Source organism: Deinococcus sonorensis KR-87, assembly GCF_040256395.1.
In the GTDB taxonomy this organism is placed as follows: Bacteria; Deinococcota; Deinococci; order Deinococcales; family Deinococcaceae; genus Deinococcus; species Deinococcus sonorensis.
This window is the reverse complement of sequence record NZ_CP158299.1, coordinates 855,001-871,203: the sequence shown is the minus strand read 5'-3', so window position 1 is coordinate 871,203 and position 16,203 is coordinate 855,001. Positions and strand designations below refer to the sequence as shown.

The window sequence follows — 16,203 nt, the reverse complement described above, 5'->3', positions numbered from 1 at the left end:
ACATTATGCAGAGATCCGGGCCAAGCACAAGTGCAAACGCCTCACTGCGCTGTCATTTGTCTACCCGAGACGTCGCTGCCTGACACGACCAGATGCGGAAAGGGGCGCCCGGACCTGGGCGCCCCTTTCCGCTATGACATCTGCTTCAGGGCGTGCTGGGCGTGGCCGGATCGGTCGGCGTGCTTGGAGCCGTTCCGTCGCTCGGTGCGCTGGGCGTTGTGGGATCCGTTGGAGTGGACGGAGCCGTAGTATCACCCGGCGTGCTCGGCGTTGTGGGATCCGTTGGGGTGCTGGGGGTCGTGGTGTCCGCTGGTGCGCTGGGCGTCGTCGTGTCGCCAGGCGTGCTCGGCGTGGTGCTGTCCCCGGGCGTGGTGGGTGCGGTGGTATCGCCAGGGGCACTCGGCGTGGTCGTATCCGCTGGCGCGCTGGGGGTCGTGGAGTCCACCGGAGTTGTGGTATCGGTTGGCGTGGTGGTGTCATCCGGGGTGCTGGGCGCGGTCGTGTCCGCTGGGGCTGTGGTATCGGCTGGAGCAGCGGTGTCTGGCGCACTTGGGGTAGTGGTGTCTGCCGGGGCGGCCTGGGTCGAGACGCCTGCGTATTGCCTGGGATCCCGGCTGACCTGCACGACCGTCAGGCCCAGCCGCTGCTCACTGCTGACCGTGATGCGTTCGCCGTTGCGCTCCAGCACCACGGTGCCGAATGCGTCAACAGCGGTCGGTGCCGCGGTGGCTGATGCGGTTGTGCTGCTGGTCGTATCGGTGGTTGTGGCGCTGGTCGTAGCGGATGTATCCGTTGTGGCCGTGTCGGTGGTCGTTGCCCCAGCGGTTGAGGTGTCGGTTGTGCCGGACGTATCCGTGGTCGTCGTTCCGGTTGTGTCGGTCGTCGAGGTATCCGTTGTGCCTGTCGTATCCCCGGTGGTGCCTGTCGTATCAGTGGACGTATCCGTGGCGGTGGTATCCGTCGAATCAGTCGTCGTTGTGTCGGTCCCCGTGGTGTCGGTGCCGGTGGTGCCCGAGGTATCGGTGGTATCTGTTGCTGTGGACGTGTCCGTGGCTGTGCCGGTGGTGGCGCTGGTGTCCGTCACCACCGTGAAGCCCTGGGCCTGCAGCTGAGCCACGGTATCCTGCACCGCGTTCGCCACCGAGCCGCTGTAGATGACGGCGCCGCCCAAAATGGTCCGGACCGTCGTCACGACGGTGGCGTTGCTCAGGGTCGGGATGGTGATGCTCCCGGACGTCAGCGTCACGCTGGCTGGTGTGGCGGTGGACGGCGTCGCCGCTGTGTTGGATGTATCGGTCTGTGCCAGACCCACGGCTCCCAGACCGAGGAGGGTGCTGACGATCAGGGTCGCGGCGCGGGGCGCTCGCCGGAAGGAAACACTCGCCGTGGTGTGTTCAGTCTTCTTCATGAATTGCTCCCTCAGAAGCCAGGCACAGGACGACCCTGAACGTTGTTTTTGGCTCCATCAGGGGCAGCTTAAGCGGGTGGTCTGAGCGGTGTAGATGAAACAGGCAAGGTGATGCACAAGCCCATTCTCATAAAATCTGCGAAAACCAGCCATAAAACTCAGGGAGTACTTAGGAAAGCCTGCTATTTCCCTTCTCGACGACTGTGAATTTTTTCAAATATCCGAAGACTCACCTGGAACACGCTGTCAGGGCTTGATTTTGGTAGACGCTGAGGTATGGCTCTTGGGCTCAGCAATGACAACAGCCTTCATGTTCTGGCCAAGTCATCTCAAAAGAGCACCCGTTCGCTCAGAAATCCTTTGTAGGTAACAGTTGGGTGAGCTTTATGTGAGGGCCACTCCACCTCGGCTGCCCCTATGAGAGTCTGGGGGGTCTGCCATGCTGGGTTCATGACAGAGCGTCCCAGTTTCCCGATGAACGTCACCGTGGAGCAGGCCCGCCAGATGCTGGCGGACCTGTTGCCGGTCAGATCAGCCGAGCAGGTTCCGGTACAGCAGGCCGCAGGCCGATATCTGGCTGCGGATCTGCCGGCGCTGGTCAGCCACCCATCGGCCACCGAGAGTGCGCTGGATGGCATCGCCTGTCGTGAGGCCGACACGCTGGATGCCGCGCCCGGGCGCCCGGTCAGGTTACAGGTGGTCGGAGAGTCGCGGGCGGGGGTGCCGTTCAGTGGAAGCGTCGAAACGGGCTGCTGCGTCCGGATCTACACCGGCGCGCCGCTCCCCCCCGGCGCCGACGCGATCTGTCCGGTGGAGCAGTTGCAGGACGATGGGCTGGACGCCGTGTGGCTGCAGCGTCCGGCCAGCCCCGGCGACGTGCGGCCGGAAGGGGGAGACTTCCGGGCCGGAGAGGTGGTGTTGCGGGCCGGGCAACGGCTGACCCCTTCGCGGCTGGCCCTGGCGGTCTCACTGGGTCACGCGCTGGTGCCGGTGCGCGCTCAGCTGCGGGCCGCGCTGTTCTCCACCGGTGACGAGGTGCGCGAGCCGGGTGAGCCGCTGGCCCCCGGTCAGGTCTACGACAGCAACCGGCACGGGCTGGCCGCCATGCTGCATGAGGCCGGCTGCGAGGTGCTGGACCTGGGCCACGCGCCGGACTCGCTGGAAGTGCTCTCGGCCCGCATCGAGGCGGCGGGCGGCGCCGACGTGCTGATCACCAGCGGCGGCGTGAGCATGGGCAAATACGACTTCATGCGCGACCTGCTGCTGGAACACGGCCGGGTCAGCTTCTGGAAGGTCCGGATGCGGCCGGGCGGCCCGGCGCTGCTGGGCGGCTGGCGCGGCCTGCCAGTATTCGGGCTGCCGGGCAACCCGGTCAGCAGTCTGGTGGTGTTTCAGGTGATCGTGCGGCCGGCCCTGACCGGTGAGCTGCCCTTCACGCTGCGGCTGCGGGCGGCCACCCCCTTCCGCGCCCTGGCGGACCGGGCCGCCTACTGGCGCGGCGTCATCGAGGGCGGCACGGTGCGCGATTACGGCCAGCAGGGCAGCGGGGTGCTGCGCTCGCTGTCGGAGGCGGGCGCGCTGGTGATTGTCCCGGAGGGTCAGGCGGTGGCTGCCGGAGACGAGGTTGAGGTGATGCTGTTCTAGCCTGTCATGCGGTCCGCCAGCGCCCAGCCGCTCAGCAGCGCCGCCTCTACCCGGGGGCCATGCGGGTCCGGCGTGCACCAGTCGCCGCACCAGCCGAGCCCGTGCTCCGGGTGCCAGCCACAGGGTTCCGGAAAGCGCTGCACCGGCGTGGCGGAGCGCCAGCGGTGAATGAACGCCTGCTGCACCTCCAGCGGGCCCAGCACTTCCTGTGCCGCCTCCAGCAGTTCGCTCTGCAGCTCGGCCGGGTCGCGGTTCAGGTCGAGCTGGGCGCGTGACCAGTCGGCGCGGGCGTGCAGCATCAGGGCCGGCGGGTGGCCGGCCGGGCGTTTGGTGTGCTCGCGGCAGATCCACTCCAGGCTGGGATGGCCGCTCAGCCGCAGCGCCGGCCAGTCGGCGCCCGGCACGTCCCGGGCCAGCAGTGCGCCCACCGCCCAGCACGGATCGAAGCGCACGGCCCTCAAGGCGCTCAGGTCCAGGGGAAGGGCCGCGGTCTCCAGGAGCGCGGCCGCCTGATGCGCCGGCAGGTTCAGCACCAGCATCCGGGCCGACCAGTGACGGCCGTCATCGGTGTGGGCCAGCCAGCCGTCCGGCTGGTGACTCAGCTGCTCCACCCGGGCGCTGGTCTGGACGCTCAATCCCTCTGCCAGCTCCCGGCCCAGCACGTTCATGCCCAGCGGCGGCACGTAGCGCGGGTGGCCGTCCGGTTCGCTGGTGATCTGCCCCGCCTCCCAGCTGGGAACGCTGCGGGTCCACTCGCGCAGCCAGCCGGACTGCAGGCCATCCTGGACCAGTGCGCGGGTGCGGTCGTGCCGGGCGGTGAAGTAGCGCGCGCCATGATCCAGCCGCACCTCGGCCGCGCCCGCCTCCCCCAGCCGTCGTGTGGAGCAGCGCCCCGACACGCCCCGCGCAGCGTCCAGCAGCTGAACCCGCTGCCCCTGTGTCTGCAGCTGACGGGCCAGGGCCAGCCCGGCGAGTCCTGCGCCCACGATCAGTACGTCATCCATGTGCGGCAGTCTAGGCACCGGCGGGGCGGCAGACGGTAGGAAATCAGCCGCAGCCTTTCTGGGCTGAGAGCCGGGTCAGTGTCCCGATGCGCTGGGTGGCCACCTGCTGCACCTGGGCGTTGCTGAGCTGGCCCGCTACGGCGCCGGGCAGCCAGAAGGCTGCCCAGGCCACGTTCTGGGCGCTGAGGGTGCGATTGGCGCGGGCCTCGGCCTGGGCGCTGCGGGCGCGGGCCAGCTCACTGCGGATCTGGGCGCAGCTCAGCTGGGTATCCGGGGTGCTGGTGGCGGGGCTGTACACGGGCGTGCAGCCGGCCAGCAGCACGGCCAGCAGGGTGAGCGGCAGCCAGAAAGCGGAGGAGTTCACCCCTCTGTGGTAGCGCCCCGGAGCTTCCGCCGGGCACGTTTCAGCTAAAGACGCGTTCCACCACCAGCGGCCCGGCCGGGCCGAGCGTCACGCCGGGGCGGGGGGTGGGGTCGCCGTGCAGGGCGCGCGGGGTGCGGCCGTCCTCCAGCAGCCACAGCAGCGCCTCCTCCAGCATCAGCTGCGCCAGATGCATGCCCAGGCAGACGCGCTCGCCGCCCCCGAACGGCAGGTAGCTCCAGGCGGGTGGCGTGAAACCTTCCTCCAGCCAGCGTTCCGGCCAGAAGGTATCGGCGTGTGCCCACAGCGCCGGGTCGCGGCCCGACAGGTACGGGCTGTACAGCGCCAGCGCGCCCCGGGGCAGCCGGTGGCCGCTGTACTCCAGGTCGCGGCTGAGCCGGCGGCTCCCCATCCAGCCGGGTGGGTACAGCCGCAGCGTCTCACGGATCACCGCTCTGAGCGTCTCCGGCTGCGCCCACTGCGGCTGCTGCGCCAGGTGCCACACGCACCACGCCAGCGTATGGGTGGTGGTGTCGTGGCCGGCCGCCAGACTGACGCGCGTCTCCTGCACCCCGCCGGGCCAGCGCGCCAGGTGGTGCAGCAGGTCGTCTCCGCCGTGCAGCAGCCGCATCTGGGCCAGCCGCTGCAGCTCGCGGCCGAACCGGGCAAACAGCAGCGGCCTGGGCAGCGCCGGCACCGGGAACGGGTGGCGCAGCGGGGCCAGAAAGCGGTGCAGCAGCTCAGGGTCGAAGTCGCCCGAGAAGTAGGCCGCGTTCAGCATCCGCAGCACGGCCCGGTCGGCCCAGGCCAGCGCGTCCAGGGTGGTGGGCAGCGGCTCGGCCCGCAGCGCCCCTCGCACCCGCGCCCGCAGCAGCTCCAGGCTGCGCTTCGAGAACGGCGGGTTCAGGGCGTGGCGCCGCTCGGCGTGGCCCTGGTCGGTCAGGATGATGCCGCCCGCCAGATACGGGACCACCACGCTGAAACTGCCGGCGCTGCGGAAGGTGTCCAGGTCGGTCAGCAGCCGGCGGTTCCAGGCGGGCGAGTGGCCCACCACGGCCGGCAGGCCCAGGTGCAACCCGAACAACGGTCCCAGCGCCGCGCCCTCCTGCAGCAGCGCCAGTGGTTGACCGGCCCAGCGCTGCAGGTGGCCGGAGAACGGCTGGCGGGTAGGTTCGGGCAGGGCGGGCACGCGGCATTCTGACACGGGCCCTCCGGAGGCGACGGTAAGACCCGGTACGGCGGGCCGTATGCTGACCGGCATGCGACTGCTGATGATCTTTCCCCACCCGGACGACGAGGTGTACGGCGCGTCCGGCACCATCATGGATTTCGTGCAGGCGGGCGAGACGGTGGGCCTGGTGACCCTCACGCGCGGCGAGGCGGGACGCACCCTGGGCCTCGCCGACAGCCCGGAAGCGCTGGGCCGCCTGCGGGAGGTGGAGTTGCGCGCCTGCCTGGACGTGCTGGGGCTGCAGGTTCACGAGCACCTGAACTTCCCCGACAAGTACCTGAAAGACCAGCCGTTCGAGCCGCTGGTGGAGGTGGCCCTCTCCGCGCTGCAGCGCCACCGGCCCCAGACGCTGCTGACCTTTCCGCCCAACGGCAGCAACGGTCACCCGGACCACGTCACCACCCACCGGGCGGTCAAGGCCGCCTGGGACCGCCTGCCGGAAGGGGAGCGCCCGGAGCTGTGGTATTACGCCGGCCCCGCCCCGGAGCAGCCGGACCTGCTGGCCGAGTACCTGCCACCGAACGTGCAGCGCGACGTGTCGCACCACATCACCCGCAAGCTGCAGGCCATCGCCTGTCACCGCACCCAGGCGCTCAGCACGGTGGACTTTATCCGGAAGTTTCCGCAGCGCATCATCCAGGAGACCTTCCACCGTGTGGCCCCCCCCAGTTCGGGGGACGAAGCCCCGCAGCACTGAGCTACGCTGTGGAGCGTGACTGCCGCCGCCGTGTCCGCACCGAACGCCATTGAGGTGCGTGGGTTGACCAAAGCGTTCCGGGACCAGACCATTCTGGACGACATCAACATGACGGTGCGCGCCGGCGAGGTCTACGCCCTGACCGGCCCCAACGGCGCCGGCAAGACCACGCTGATCCGCTGCCTGACCGGGCTGGCCTTTCCTACCCGCGGCCGGGTGTCGCTGATGGGCCGCAACGTCCACACCGACGGCCCGCGCGCCCGCGCCTTCCTGGGCGCGGTGGTGGAGGCCCCGGCGCGCTTCTACCCGCAGCTGACCGGCACCCAGAACCTGACCCTGCACGCCCGGCTGGCCGCCATGACGCCCAGCGGCCGGCGGGTGGGCCGCGACCGCATCCGCGAGGTGCTGGCGCTGCTGGAACTGACCCGCATGGAGGACCGACGGGTGGCCGAGTACTCGCTGGGGCAGCGGCAGCGGCTGGGCGTGGCGGCCGCCATCCTGGCCGACCCGAAGGTGCTGATTCTGGACGAGCCCACCAGCGGCCTGGACCCGCTGGGCATCAACCTGATTCACCGCATCGTGACCAGCGTGGCGGCCAGTGGCTGCGCGGTGGTCCTGAGCACCCACCACCTGCGCGAGATCGCCACCTATGCCCATACCGTCGGCATCCTGACCGCCTCGCGGCTGGTGGACACCATTGACCTGCGCACCCGCCAGGCGGCCTACCGCTTCCGGGTGGACGACAGTCACCGCGCCGCCGCGCTGCTTCAGCAGCTGCCGTACGTGCAGCGGGCCAGCTCGCGCGCGCCGTACGCGGTGGCCGAGCTGGGCGGTGAGGAGCGGGTGCCGGACGCGCTCGCGGCGCTGAGCGCGTCCGGCTTCCGGGTCTACGAGGCCGCTCCCGACCACTTCGACCTCTACGAGTACTACCGCGAGCGGGTGGCCCATGCCTGAGCAGCCCGCCGCCCGGAAAGGTGTCGCATGCTGACCCTGCTCGCCCTGGAGTTCCGCAAGCTGTCCGGCGCGCGCAGCGTGCGTCTGGCGGTGCTGGTGTGCCTGCTGCTGCCGTGGCTGTGGTCGCTGGCGCCGCGGCTGCAGCAGATCTATGGCCTGACGCTGGTGAGCGGCTTTCAGGTGCCGGCCCTGGCGCTGATCACCACCGTGCAGTTCGTGCTGCCGCTGTTCGTGGCGCTCAGCTGCGCCGAACTGATCGGCACCGAGGTGGCGCAGGGCACCCTGGCGCCGCTGCTGCTGCGCCCGCTGGACCGCAACCGGGTGATTCTGGCCAAGCTGCTGGCCGCGCTGCTGTACCCGGCGCTGCTGCTGGTGGTGCTGCTGATCGGCAGCCTGCTGGCCGGGCTGCGGCTCGGCTACACCGACTTTGCCGGGGGCAGCGGGCTGGGGCCGGGCGGCTTCGTGGGCCAGGGCCTGCTCAGCAGCGGCGCGGCCCTGCTGCAGGTGCTGCGCGGCTACCTGCTGGCCGCCGTGGTGATGCTGCCGGTGTCGGCGCTGAGCCTGCTGTTCGGGGTCACGTTCCTGAACACCACCGCCGCCGCGCTGGCCACCCTGGCCACCCTGAACATCATGCGGCTGCTGACGGTGTTCCCGGAAGCGATCCAGAAGATCCTGCTGACCACCCACCTGGACCTGTTCCTGCGTCAGGGCAGCGACATCGTGCAGCCGATGATCCTGCTGCTGATCTACACGGTGGGCTTCGGGGTGATGGCGGTGTTCGCCTTCGACCGCCGCGATGTCTGAGGGCCGGGGGCTTGCCGGGAGACAGCCGGACCTGCGAGGCTACGGCATGACCGCGCCCTCTGTGCCGCTCCCGGCTGGCCGAGCATGAACCCCAAGGGCGACCTGATTGAACACTGCCGGGCCGAGGGGCTGGGGGAGCCGACCTTCGAGTCCACAGCCAGCGGGCCCAGCCACCAGCCGCACTTTCTGTGCGTGGTGCAGCTGCAGGGCCGCGAGGTGGGACGCGGCGAGGGCCGCAGCCGCCGGGAGGCGGAACGGGCCGCCAGCCAGGCGGCGCTGCAGCGGCTGGGCCACCCGCTGCCGGCAGCGCCCGCGGTCACTGACCGGGCCGTCCGCTGGCCCATCTACGCCGAGCTGCTCTCCAACGCGCTGATCGTGGCGCACGAGCGGGGCGAGGACGCCAGCCTGGAACAGGTGCGGGTGGACGCTGCCCGGCTGTACCAGGGCCTGCTCTCAGACCTGGGCGTGCGCCCCGAACCGGAGGACGAATGAACCGAGTGCCCAGCGCCGTGCTGTTCGATATGGACGGTGTGATGACCGACAACAACCACTTCCACCGTCAGGCCTGGAAGGAGCAGGCCCGGGCGCTGCTGGGCCTGGAGCTCAGCGAGCACGACCTGGACACCAAGGTGGACGGCGGCCGCAACCCGGAGATCATGGAGCGGCTGACCGGCGTGGCCCCGGACCCGGCCTTTGCCGCGCAGTTTCACGTGGCCAAGGAGGAGCAGTACCGGGCGCTGGCGCGCGGTCAGCTGGTGGCGGTGCCGGGGCTGCTGGAGTACCTGAAGGCGCTGCAGGACCGGAGCATTCCGGCCGTCATCGTGACCAGCTCGGACGTGCTCAACACCGACTTCGTGATGGAGGCGCTGCAGATCGCGCCGTACTTCGCGGGCCGCATCATGGGTGAGATGGTCGAGCGTGGCAAGCCGGACCCGCAGCCGTACCAGATGGGTGCGGCCCTGCTGGGCCTGGACCCCCGGACCTGCCTGGCGCACGAGGACGCGGTCAACGGGGTCCGGAGCGCAGCTGGCGCCGGCTGCCGGGTGGTGGCACTGACCACCACGCAGCGGCCGGAGGTGCTGCTGCAGGCGGGCGCGGCGCTGGCCGTGCCGGACTTCACCGGCTGGGCCGGGTGGCTGGAGGGCTGACCTGAAAGGGGCGGGGGCGGAGGACCGGGCGCTGGCGTACCTGCAGGCTCAGGGCCACATCCTGCTGGCGCGCAATTACCGGCTGCCGGGCGGTGAGCTGGACCTCGTCACGCAGGACGGCGAGGTGATCGTGTTCACCGAGGTCCGGCAGCGGCGGGGCGGGCGCTATGGGAGCGCGCTGGAAAGCGTGACGCCGCGCAAGCAGGCCCTGCTTCACCGTGCTGCCCTCGGCTACCTGAGCCGCGAGCGGGGCCGCGACGACCTGCCGTGCCGCTTTGACCTGATCGCCATTGAAGGCTCAGAGCGGACCGGGGCGCTGACGCACCTGCAGAACATCCTGGCGGAATAGGCGAGGGCCAGCCGTTCATCCGGCTGGCCCTGCTTCCCGGCGCGTCAGCCCTGTTTGGTGGCGGGAACCTGCCGGGCTTCCTTCACGTCGTCGGGCGTGTCCTGGTTGCGCGGCGCGTTGGCCTCCCGGTCCTCCGAGCTCTTGAAGCTGGCGTCGTCCCGGTGGCTCTCCTTGACTTCCTGGCTGGTCCGGTCGTACTGGTCGGGCAGGCTGGTCTTGCCGCTGTTCTTGTCGTCTTTGTCAGGCATGCCTGCAGTCTCGGGGCCAAACAGGATGGCCCGGCACTGACCCACCTCAAGACACGTTGTCAGCAGCCTGATGTTTCCTATATCTGGCTGGGCTCCGGCGCCACGTACACATGCATGGCAGGGGCCCGACCGTCCGGACCGCGCCAGGGGGCCGGCAGGGTGGCCGCCCGTCGCCAGCCGAGCCGCTCGTAGAGCCGGACCGCCGCGTGCGCCGTGACCGCCACGTCCAGCACGGCCCGCCGCCCCAGGGTCTGGGCATGCCGCACGGCGGTGGCGAGCAGCGCCGTTGCCACGCCCTCTCCGCGGGCCTGAGGCACCACGTACAGCCGGGAGATCAGCGCCGCCTGCGCCGGACTCAGACCGGTGGGCTCCAGCCAGCCGGGCGGTTCCAGGTCCAGGTTGAAGCTGCGCAGCATCACGTGGCCCACGATGGTCGTCCCGTTCAGTGCCACCCAGGCCTGAACCATCTGGTCCGGGCAGAGAAACCCGGCAGGGTCGTCAGGCCACACCGACGGATAGCCGCTCGCCAGATGCACCTCCCGCAGCGCGGCCAGACAGCCAGGCAGGTCATCCGGGGTTCGTTCGCGCACGATGGCCTTCACATCTTGGGCAGGGTCACGCCGCGCTGGCCCTGGTACTTGCCGCCCCGGTCGCCGTAGGTGACTTCTGGTCGCTCCCCCTCGAAGAACAGCAGCTGCACGCACCCCTCACCGGCGTACATCTTGGCGGGCAGCGGCGTGGTGTTGGAGAACTCCAGCGTGACGTGGCCCTCCCAGCCGGGTTCCAGCGGCGTCACATTCGCGACGATCCCGCAGCGGGCGTAGGTGCTCTTGCCCAGCGCCACCACCATCACGGTGTCAGGGATGCGCAGGTACTCCAGGCTGCGGGCCAATACGAAACTGTTGGGCGGAATGATGATCTCCGGGGCCTGGATGTCCACGAAGCTGCGGTTGTCGAAGTGCTTGGGGTCCACCACGGCGCTCATCACGTTGGTAAAGACCTTCCACTCGTCGGCGCAGCGCAGGTCATAGCCGAAGCTGCTCAGGCCGTAGCTGATGACCTGGGCGTTCTCCGGGCCGCGCACCAGCCGGTCCTCGAACGGTTCGATCATGCCGCCGCGTGCCAGTTCGCGAATCCGCCAGTCGGGAAGAAGACTCATGCCGGCAGTCTAGCGGGGAGGCCGGACAGTATGCTGCCTGACGTGTCTGACTTGCGTGTGGCGGTGATCAGTGACGTGCACGGCAACCGCTTTGCCCTGGAGGCAGTGCTGGCCGACCTGAGGGGGATGGCCCCGGACCTGATCCTGAACCTGGGCGACCAGATCGAGGGCGCCGCTGACCCGGCCGGGGCCGAACAGCTGCAGGCCCACCTCGGCGCGGTGGAGGTGCGCGGCAACAACGAGGAGAAGCTGTGGCCCGGCGGGCGGCGCAATCGGCTTTCGCAGGCGTTCGGGGCGTGGCTGGAAACGCAGCTGCCGCCCGAGGCGCTGGCCCGGCTGGCGGCCCTGCCGCTGAACGTCCGGGTGGCCGACGACGCGCTGCTGGCCTGCCACGGGACTCCAGACAGCGCCTGGGACATGCTGCTGTGGGCGTGGCAGGTGACCGGGCCGGACCAGGGGTTCTACCGGGCCCGCGACCCCAGAGAGCTGCGGCAGCTGCTGGCCCCGCTGGCGGCGGAGGTGGTGGTCTGCGGGCACACCCACCGGCCCGGCAGCACCCGGGTGGGCGACACGCTGGTGGTGAATGCCGGAGCGGTCTCGGATCAGGTGGACGGCGACCCGCGCGCCCGCTGGACCCTGCTGGAGCGCCGGGCCGGGCGCTGGACCGCCGACTTCCGCACGGTGGAGTATGACGTGGAGGCCGCCATCCGCTGGGGGCAGCTCCACAGCCCCTGGGCCGAGTATCTGGCGCAGATGCTGTCGTCCGGCTCGCTGACCGCTGGACGGGACAGCAGCGCGGCGGAGGCGCGGGAGCGGCTGCCCTAGCTGCGCGGGCTCCGGTGTGCGACAATACTCTGTTATGACGGACGCTGCCCCCACCACCCACGCCGGGTTCATTGCCATCGTCGGGAAACCGAACGTGGGCAAGAGCACGCTGCTCAACGCTCTGCTCGGCGTCAAGGTCGCGCCGACCAGCCCGCGCCCCCAGACCACCCGCAAGGGCGTGCGCGGCATCGCCACCTCCGACACCACCCAGCTGGTGTTCGTGGACACGCCCGGCCTGCACAAGCCCAAGGACGCGCTCGGCAAGTACATGAACAGCGAGGTGCAGAGTGCCCTGGCCGACGTGGACGCCGTGATCTGGGTGGTGGACCTGCGCCACCCGCCCACCGACGAGGACCAGCTGGTGGCCCGCACCATCCGCGAGCTGCCCAAGCCGCTGACGCTGGTGGGCAACAAGCTGGACGCCGCCAAGTACCCGGACGAGGCCATCCGGCTGTACACCGCCCTGCTGGAGGGCCGCACCGGCGAGACCACCGTGGTGTCGCTGAGCGCCCAGAATGACCCGGCGCGCGTGATGCAGCTGCGTGAGTCGCTGGCGGCGCTGCTGCCGGAGAGCCCCTTCTTCTTCCCGGACAGCGGGGCGAGCGACCAGCCGCGCGAGGTGTGGGCCGCCGAGATCATCCGCGAGGAGGCCATGAAGAAGCTGCGCGACGAGCTGCCGTACGCGGTGGCCACCCGCGTCACCGACTGGACCGAGCGCGAGGACGGCCTGCAGCGCATCGAGGCCGAGATCGTGGTGGAGAAACAGGCGCACAAGGGCATGGTGATCGGGGCGGGCGGCAAGCAGCTCGGCCAGATCGGTCAGGCGGCCCGCAAGCAGCTGGAAGTGTTCCTGAACCGCAAGGTGTACCTGGGCATCCAGGTGATCGTGATTCCCGGCTGGCGTGAAGATCAGGAAGCGCTGCGCGAGCTCGGCTACGAGTAAGGCAGAGGCGGGTGACGGAAGGAGTCGTCACCCGCTCGCCTGTGAAGCAGCATCAGCCAGAAGTGATTCTGGCGCTTCTGCTGTGCCGCCCGTCATCAAAGCGGCGGACTGACCTGAGTTCCCTGAGCGTCCCGCTCGCCCTGCCTTGCATCTTTCGGCTCTGGACCGCAGCCCGCGCGCTACGCTACCCGCTGTGAGCCGGGTCATCAGTTTTATCAATCTCAAGGGCGGCGTGGCCAAGACCACCACGCTGGTGCAGGTGGCCGAGACGCTCGCCTTCATGCGGGGTCAGCGGGTGCTGGTGCTGGATCTGGACCCGCAGACCAACGCGACCATCGCCCTGATGGGCGAGGACGCCTGGGAGCGGGTGGACGAGGCGCAGCAGACGGTGGCGCAGCTGTTCCTGGATCAGATTCATGGCACCCGCACCTTTGAGCTGCCGCGCGCCATCGTGCGGGGCGTCAGCAACCTCAACCGCATCACCATCCCGGCCGAGCTGCAGCTGCGGCCGGAATTGCTGTACCCGCGCATTGACCTGCTGCCCAGCAGCATCCGGCTGATCGAGGCGCAGGACCGCATGGCCGACATTCCGCAGCGCTCGCACTACACCCTCAGCCCGATGGAGGTGATCCGGCGGCACGTGGCGCCGGTGTTCGGGCAGTACGACTACGTGCTGATCGACTGCCCGCCGAACCTCGGCTACATCACCCAGAACGGCCTGGAGGTGAGCGACGACTACCTGATTCCCACCATCCCGGACCGGCTGTCCACCTACGGCATTCCCCAGATCGTGCGCTCCATCGCCGACATCCAGCGCGCCCGCGATCTGCGCATTCAGCTGCTGGGCGTGGCGGTCACCAAGTACGACAGCCGCTCGCGCACCCACAAGGCGGGCCTGGACCTGCTGCCCGCGCTGATCCGCCGGGCCTGCCAGGACGCGGGCGTACCGCGGGCTCCGCTCTTCGAGACGATCATGCCGCAGGCCAACGCCACCGCCGAGGCGATGGATTCGCAGCACAGCCCCGGCAACTTCCGCGACAAGTACAGCCGCAGCCAGTCCGGGGGCCGGGCGCTCTACGAGTACCCGGTAGCCCTGACCGCAGAACTGCTGGAGGAGATTGAGCGGCAGACCGCTCAGCTGATGGGGGCAGGCGCCGCGCCGGTCAGCCGGTAGGCGTCCTCCAGAAACAGCCGGGTGTGGTGCATCCGCAGCCGGCGGCTGGCCGACAGCTGTTCCACCTCGGCCCGGCTGAACCAGCGGGCGTCCGCGATCTCCTGATCGAACACCGGCTTCAGCGTGCCGCCGGTCGCTTCGGCCAGCCAGGCAGTCCGCACGATCAGGGCGCCGCTGGGCATCCGGCCCACGTACGCGTTCAGGAAGCGGGTCAGCCGGACCTGCAGGCCGGTTTCCTCGTGGGCTTCACGCACGGCGGTCTGGTCGGCCGTCTCGTCTGCTTCCACGCTGCCGGATGGGAGATGCCACAGGCCCTCCAGGCCCGGCTTGCGCTCCTGCACCAGCAGCACCTCCTGCCGGTCGTTCAGGATCACCACGCCGCTGGCGCGGGCCGGCGCGTCGAGGTGCCAGCGTTCGTCGTACTGCATTACCAGCCGTTCCGGACACGCAGGCCCCGCACCTGTGCGGTGTGGTGGCGGCCATGCCAGACATAGCTGGCGGCCATGCCGTCCAGGGTGGTGCGCTGGCCATACTCCGGATGCAGGTAGGCGCGGCTCCACTGCTCCGGCGTCAGCGTCTCCAGCAGCCGGGTCCAGCGCTGGTGCAGGGCCGTCAGCAGGGCCAGGCTGGGGGCGATGTCGCCCGTGGAGTCGGACAGCGCGGCCCAGGCGGTCTGATCGTAGGGCTTGATGGTGGGAGTGTCCTCAGTCAGCGCCAGCCGGGTGCGGACATAGGCGTTCAGGTGGCTGTCCGGGACGTGGTGGGCCAGCTGCCGCAGCGTCCAGCCGCCGTCACGGTAGGGCGTGTCCAGCTGGGCGTCGTCCAGGCCGTGCAGGGCAGCGCTGAATTCGGCGGGCAGCTGTGCCAGCGCCTGCACGGCCGCCCGCCGTTCCTCCGGCGTGAGCGCCTGCACCTGAGGTTGTGGCCCGATGGGGAAGCGTGCGTCAGTCATGACGCGAGTGTACGGCCCGGCTCCGCTCTGACGTGACCGGCCAGCTCAGACAGCGTGCCCCAGGACAGGGCCGTCTGGCGAGGTGGCGCATGGCATGCGCTGCCGCTCAGGAAGGCCCTGGTTCCTTCCTGGTCCAGCGCTCCAGCGTCCCTGGTCTCCACCTTCTGCATCATCCGTTCAAAGCCGCGCTCCAGGCTCAGCCCCTGCTCGTTGGCCATGCACATCATCACGAACAGCAGGTCGGCCAGCTCCAGTTCCAGGTCGCCCACGTCCTCACCCGGCTTCGGCGTCTTGCCGTTCATGTGGGCGATGACGTCGGGCCACTTCGCCGGTCTCCTCGGTCAGCCGGGCCAGCATCAGCAGCGGCGGAAAGTAGCCCTCCCGAAACTGCGAGATGTAGCGGTCAACCCGCTCGCTGGCCTCCTGAAAGGTCATGGACATGCGCCCAGGCTACAGCGAAGTCAGCAGGTGATACGCGCCGTAGGTGAGCAGCAGGCTCAGCAGCAGCACGCTGCCCAGGATCACCGGCACCAGCCAGCGGCGGTGGCGGGCGAAGCGGTCCGCCTGAAGGCGCGAGCGTGTCAGCACGTCGCCCGGCAGCGTGCGGGCGGCCAGCGCCAGCAGTCCCGGCACGATCAACAGGTCGTCGCCCAGGCCCAGAATTGGAATGTTGTCCGGCAGCAGGTCCACCGGGCTCACCGCGTACACCAGCGCCAGCACGGCGATCAGGCGGGCCTGCGGCGGGGTGCGGCGGTCCCGGACGGCCAGCAGCAGCGCCAGGGCGTCGCGCCAGACGCTGCCCAGCCGGCCCGGCAACAGGCGGGTCAGGCTGAGACGGCCAGGACTGAGGCGGGAGGGTTTGTTCACACCTTCCTTACGCGCCCAACACCTCGGAAGTTGCGGCGCCGTACTCATCCTCGTCGCCCTCCATCGCCACACCAGGCAGCGTCAGCACGAACTGCGCGCCGCCGCCCTCGTGGTTGCCTCCGGTCAGGTTGCCTCCATGCAGCTGCGCGATCTGACGCGCCACCGAGAGGCCCAGGCCGCTGCTTCCAGCCCCACTGACAAACGCCTCGAAGATCCGGTCGCCCAGTTCCGGGGGCAGACCGGGGCCGTCGTCCTGCACCGTGAAGCTCACCACGTCGGGCCGCTCCCGCAGCGTCAGCGTCACGGTGCCTTCGGGTCCGGTGGCGCGGCGGGCGTTGGCCAGTAGGTTGCGGAGCGCCTGGGTCAGCCGGTCCGGGTCACACAGCACCATCGCGCCCCAGTCGCCCAGAAAGGTGGTGCCCGGCACCAGCCGGT

At 69.9% G+C, this 16,203-nt stretch carries 21 protein-coding genes and 1 pseudogene (1 of these 22 only partly in view); 11 read left to right on the top strand and 11 right to left on the bottom strand.

From position 1 onward, the window contains the following. Positions 1-152: 152 nt before the first annotated feature. Entirely contained in the window at positions 153-1,112 is a 960-nt protein-coding gene (locus tag ABOD76_RS09535) for a hypothetical protein (RefSeq protein WP_350244594.1), read from the top strand. A gap of 746 nt (positions 1,113-1,858) precedes the next feature. Continuing rightward, complete coding sequence (locus tag ABOD76_RS09530) at positions 1,859-3,052, top strand: molybdopterin molybdotransferase MoeA (RefSeq protein WP_350244593.1); 1,194 nt, start codon at positions 1,859-1,861, stop codon at positions 3,050-3,052. Here the strand turns inward: ABOD76_RS09530 and ABOD76_RS09525 are convergent. Genes ABOD76_RS09525 through ABOD76_RS09515 form a run of 3 tightly spaced genes read right to left on the bottom strand, consistent with a single transcriptional unit; the run spans position 3,049 to position 5,606 of the window. Continuing rightward, positions 3,049-4,056, bottom strand: a complete 1,008-nt coding sequence (locus tag ABOD76_RS09525) for an NAD(P)/FAD-dependent oxidoreductase (protein ID WP_350244592.1) — start codon at positions 4,054-4,056, stop codon at positions 3,049-3,051. The two genes, ABOD76_RS09530 and ABOD76_RS09525, sit on opposite strands and share 4 nt — an antisense overlap. Positions 4,057-4,099: 43 nt before the next feature. After that, positions 4,100-4,420: a hypothetical protein gene (locus tag ABOD76_RS09520; protein ID WP_350244591.1), complete on the bottom strand. Its 321-nt coding sequence runs from the start codon at positions 4,418-4,420 to the stop codon at positions 4,100-4,102. A gap of 40 nt (positions 4,421-4,460) precedes the next feature. Continuing rightward, on the bottom strand, positions 4,461-5,606 hold the full coding sequence (locus ABOD76_RS09515) for a cytochrome P450 (protein WP_350244590.1): 1,146 nt from the start codon (positions 5,604-5,606) through the stop codon (positions 4,461-4,463). Positions 5,607-5,676: 70 nt separating this feature from the next. Here ABOD76_RS09515 and ABOD76_RS09510 point away from each other — a divergent pair, with 70 nt between their 5' ends. The 6 genes from ABOD76_RS09510 to ABOD76_RS09485 all read left to right on the top strand — a co-directional run bounded on the left by ABOD76_RS09510 (position 5,677) and on the right by ABOD76_RS09485 (position 9,600). Then, positions 5,677-6,345 carry a PIG-L deacetylase family protein gene (locus tag ABOD76_RS09510; RefSeq protein ID WP_350244589.1) on the top strand — a complete coding sequence of 223 codons (669 nt, stop codon included), beginning with the start codon at positions 5,677-5,679 and terminating at the stop codon, positions 6,343-6,345. A gap of 15 nt (positions 6,346-6,360) precedes the next feature. After that, positions 6,361-7,299, top strand: a complete 939-nt coding sequence (locus ABOD76_RS09505) for an ABC transporter ATP-binding protein (protein WP_350244588.1) — start codon at positions 6,361-6,363, stop codon at positions 7,297-7,299. Between the two features lie 27 nt (positions 7,300-7,326). After that, positions 7,327-8,103 carry an ABC transporter permease gene (locus ABOD76_RS09500; RefSeq protein WP_350244587.1) on the top strand — a complete coding sequence of 259 codons (777 nt, stop codon included), beginning with the start codon at positions 7,327-7,329 and terminating at the stop codon, positions 8,101-8,103. A gap of 84 nt (positions 8,104-8,187) precedes the next feature. Then, on the top strand, positions 8,188-8,595 hold the full coding sequence (locus ABOD76_RS09495; RefSeq protein WP_350244586.1) for a putative dsRNA-binding protein: 408 nt from the start codon (positions 8,188-8,190) through the stop codon (positions 8,593-8,595). Further along, positions 8,592-9,251, top strand: a complete 660-nt coding sequence (locus ABOD76_RS09490) for an HAD family hydrolase (RefSeq protein ID WP_350244585.1) — start codon at positions 8,592-8,594, stop codon at positions 9,249-9,251. The genes ABOD76_RS09495 and ABOD76_RS09490 overlap by 4 nt, the downstream gene beginning before the upstream one ends. Position 9,252: 1 nt before the next feature. Further along, the gene (locus tag ABOD76_RS09485) at positions 9,253-9,600 is read left to right on the top strand and encodes a YraN family protein (protein ID WP_350245241.1); all 348 of its coding nucleotides are present in this window, start codon (positions 9,253-9,255) and stop codon (positions 9,598-9,600) included. A 44-nt stretch (positions 9,601-9,644) separates the two neighbouring features. Here ABOD76_RS09485 and ABOD76_RS09480 read toward each other — a convergent pair whose 3' ends face one another. The 3 genes from ABOD76_RS09480 to dcd form a co-directional block, all read right to left on the bottom strand. Continuing rightward, entirely contained in the window at positions 9,645-9,848 is a 204-nt protein-coding gene (locus ABOD76_RS09480) for a hypothetical protein (protein ID WP_350244584.1), read from the bottom strand. A gap of 77 nt (positions 9,849-9,925) precedes the next feature. Beyond that, complete coding sequence (locus ABOD76_RS09475; RefSeq protein WP_350244583.1) at positions 9,926-10,438, bottom strand: GNAT family N-acetyltransferase; 513 nt, start codon at positions 10,436-10,438, stop codon at positions 9,926-9,928. A gap of 8 nt (positions 10,439-10,446) precedes the next feature. Continuing rightward, on the bottom strand, positions 10,447-11,007 hold the full coding sequence (gene dcd / locus ABOD76_RS09470; protein WP_350244582.1) for a dCTP deaminase: 561 nt from the start codon (positions 11,005-11,007) through the stop codon (positions 10,447-10,449). A 51-nt stretch (positions 11,008-11,058) separates the two neighbouring features. Here dcd and ABOD76_RS09465 point away from each other — a divergent pair, with 51 nt between their 5' ends. The 3 genes from ABOD76_RS09465 (at position 11,059) to ABOD76_RS09455 (ending at position 13,949) form a co-directional block, all read left to right on the top strand. After that, the gene (locus ABOD76_RS09465) at positions 11,059-11,832 is read left to right on the top strand and encodes a metallophosphoesterase family protein (protein WP_350245240.1); all 774 of its coding nucleotides are present in this window, start codon (positions 11,059-11,061) and stop codon (positions 11,830-11,832) included. A 34-nt stretch (positions 11,833-11,866) separates the two neighbouring features. After that, positions 11,867-12,775: a GTPase Era gene (era, locus tag ABOD76_RS09460; protein WP_350244581.1), complete on the top strand. Its 909-nt coding sequence runs from the start codon at positions 11,867-11,869 to the stop codon at positions 12,773-12,775. 193 nt (positions 12,776-12,968) lie between these two features. Beyond that, on the top strand, positions 12,969-13,949 hold the full coding sequence (locus tag ABOD76_RS09455; RefSeq protein WP_350244580.1) for a ParA family protein: 981 nt from the start codon (positions 12,969-12,971) through the stop codon (positions 13,947-13,949). Here ABOD76_RS09455 and ABOD76_RS09450 read toward each other — a convergent pair. From ABOD76_RS09450 to ABOD76_RS09425, 5 genes and pseudogenes are all read right to left on the bottom strand, one after another. Continuing rightward, positions 13,910-14,377 carry an NUDIX domain-containing protein gene (locus ABOD76_RS09450; RefSeq protein WP_350244579.1) on the bottom strand — a complete coding sequence of 156 codons (468 nt, stop codon included), beginning with the start codon at positions 14,375-14,377 and terminating at the stop codon, positions 13,910-13,912. The genes ABOD76_RS09455 and ABOD76_RS09450 overlap by 40 nt on opposite strands. Next, on the bottom strand, positions 14,377-14,901 hold the full coding sequence (locus ABOD76_RS09445; protein ID WP_350244578.1) for a YfiT family bacillithiol transferase: 525 nt from the start codon (positions 14,899-14,901) through the stop codon (positions 14,377-14,379). The genes ABOD76_RS09450 and ABOD76_RS09445 overlap by 1 nt, the downstream gene beginning before the upstream one ends. A gap of 106 nt (positions 14,902-15,007) precedes the next feature. Then, a pseudogene (locus tag ABOD76_RS22405) lies at positions 15,008-15,342 on the bottom strand (nucleotide pyrophosphohydrolase). Between the two features lie 9 nt (positions 15,343-15,351). Beyond that, a complete protein-coding gene (locus ABOD76_RS09430) occupies positions 15,352-15,768 on the bottom strand; it encodes a YkvA family protein (protein ID WP_350244575.1) in 417 nt (138 codons plus the stop codon). 7 nt (positions 15,769-15,775) lie between these two features. Further along, positions 15,776-16,203 carry the 3' portion of a sensor histidine kinase gene (locus ABOD76_RS09425; protein WP_350244574.1) on the bottom strand. 916 nt of this gene lie beyond the right edge of the window, so 428 of the gene's 1,344 nt are visible here — the last part of the coding sequence; its start codon lies off the right edge, out of view; it ends in the stop codon at positions 15,776-15,778.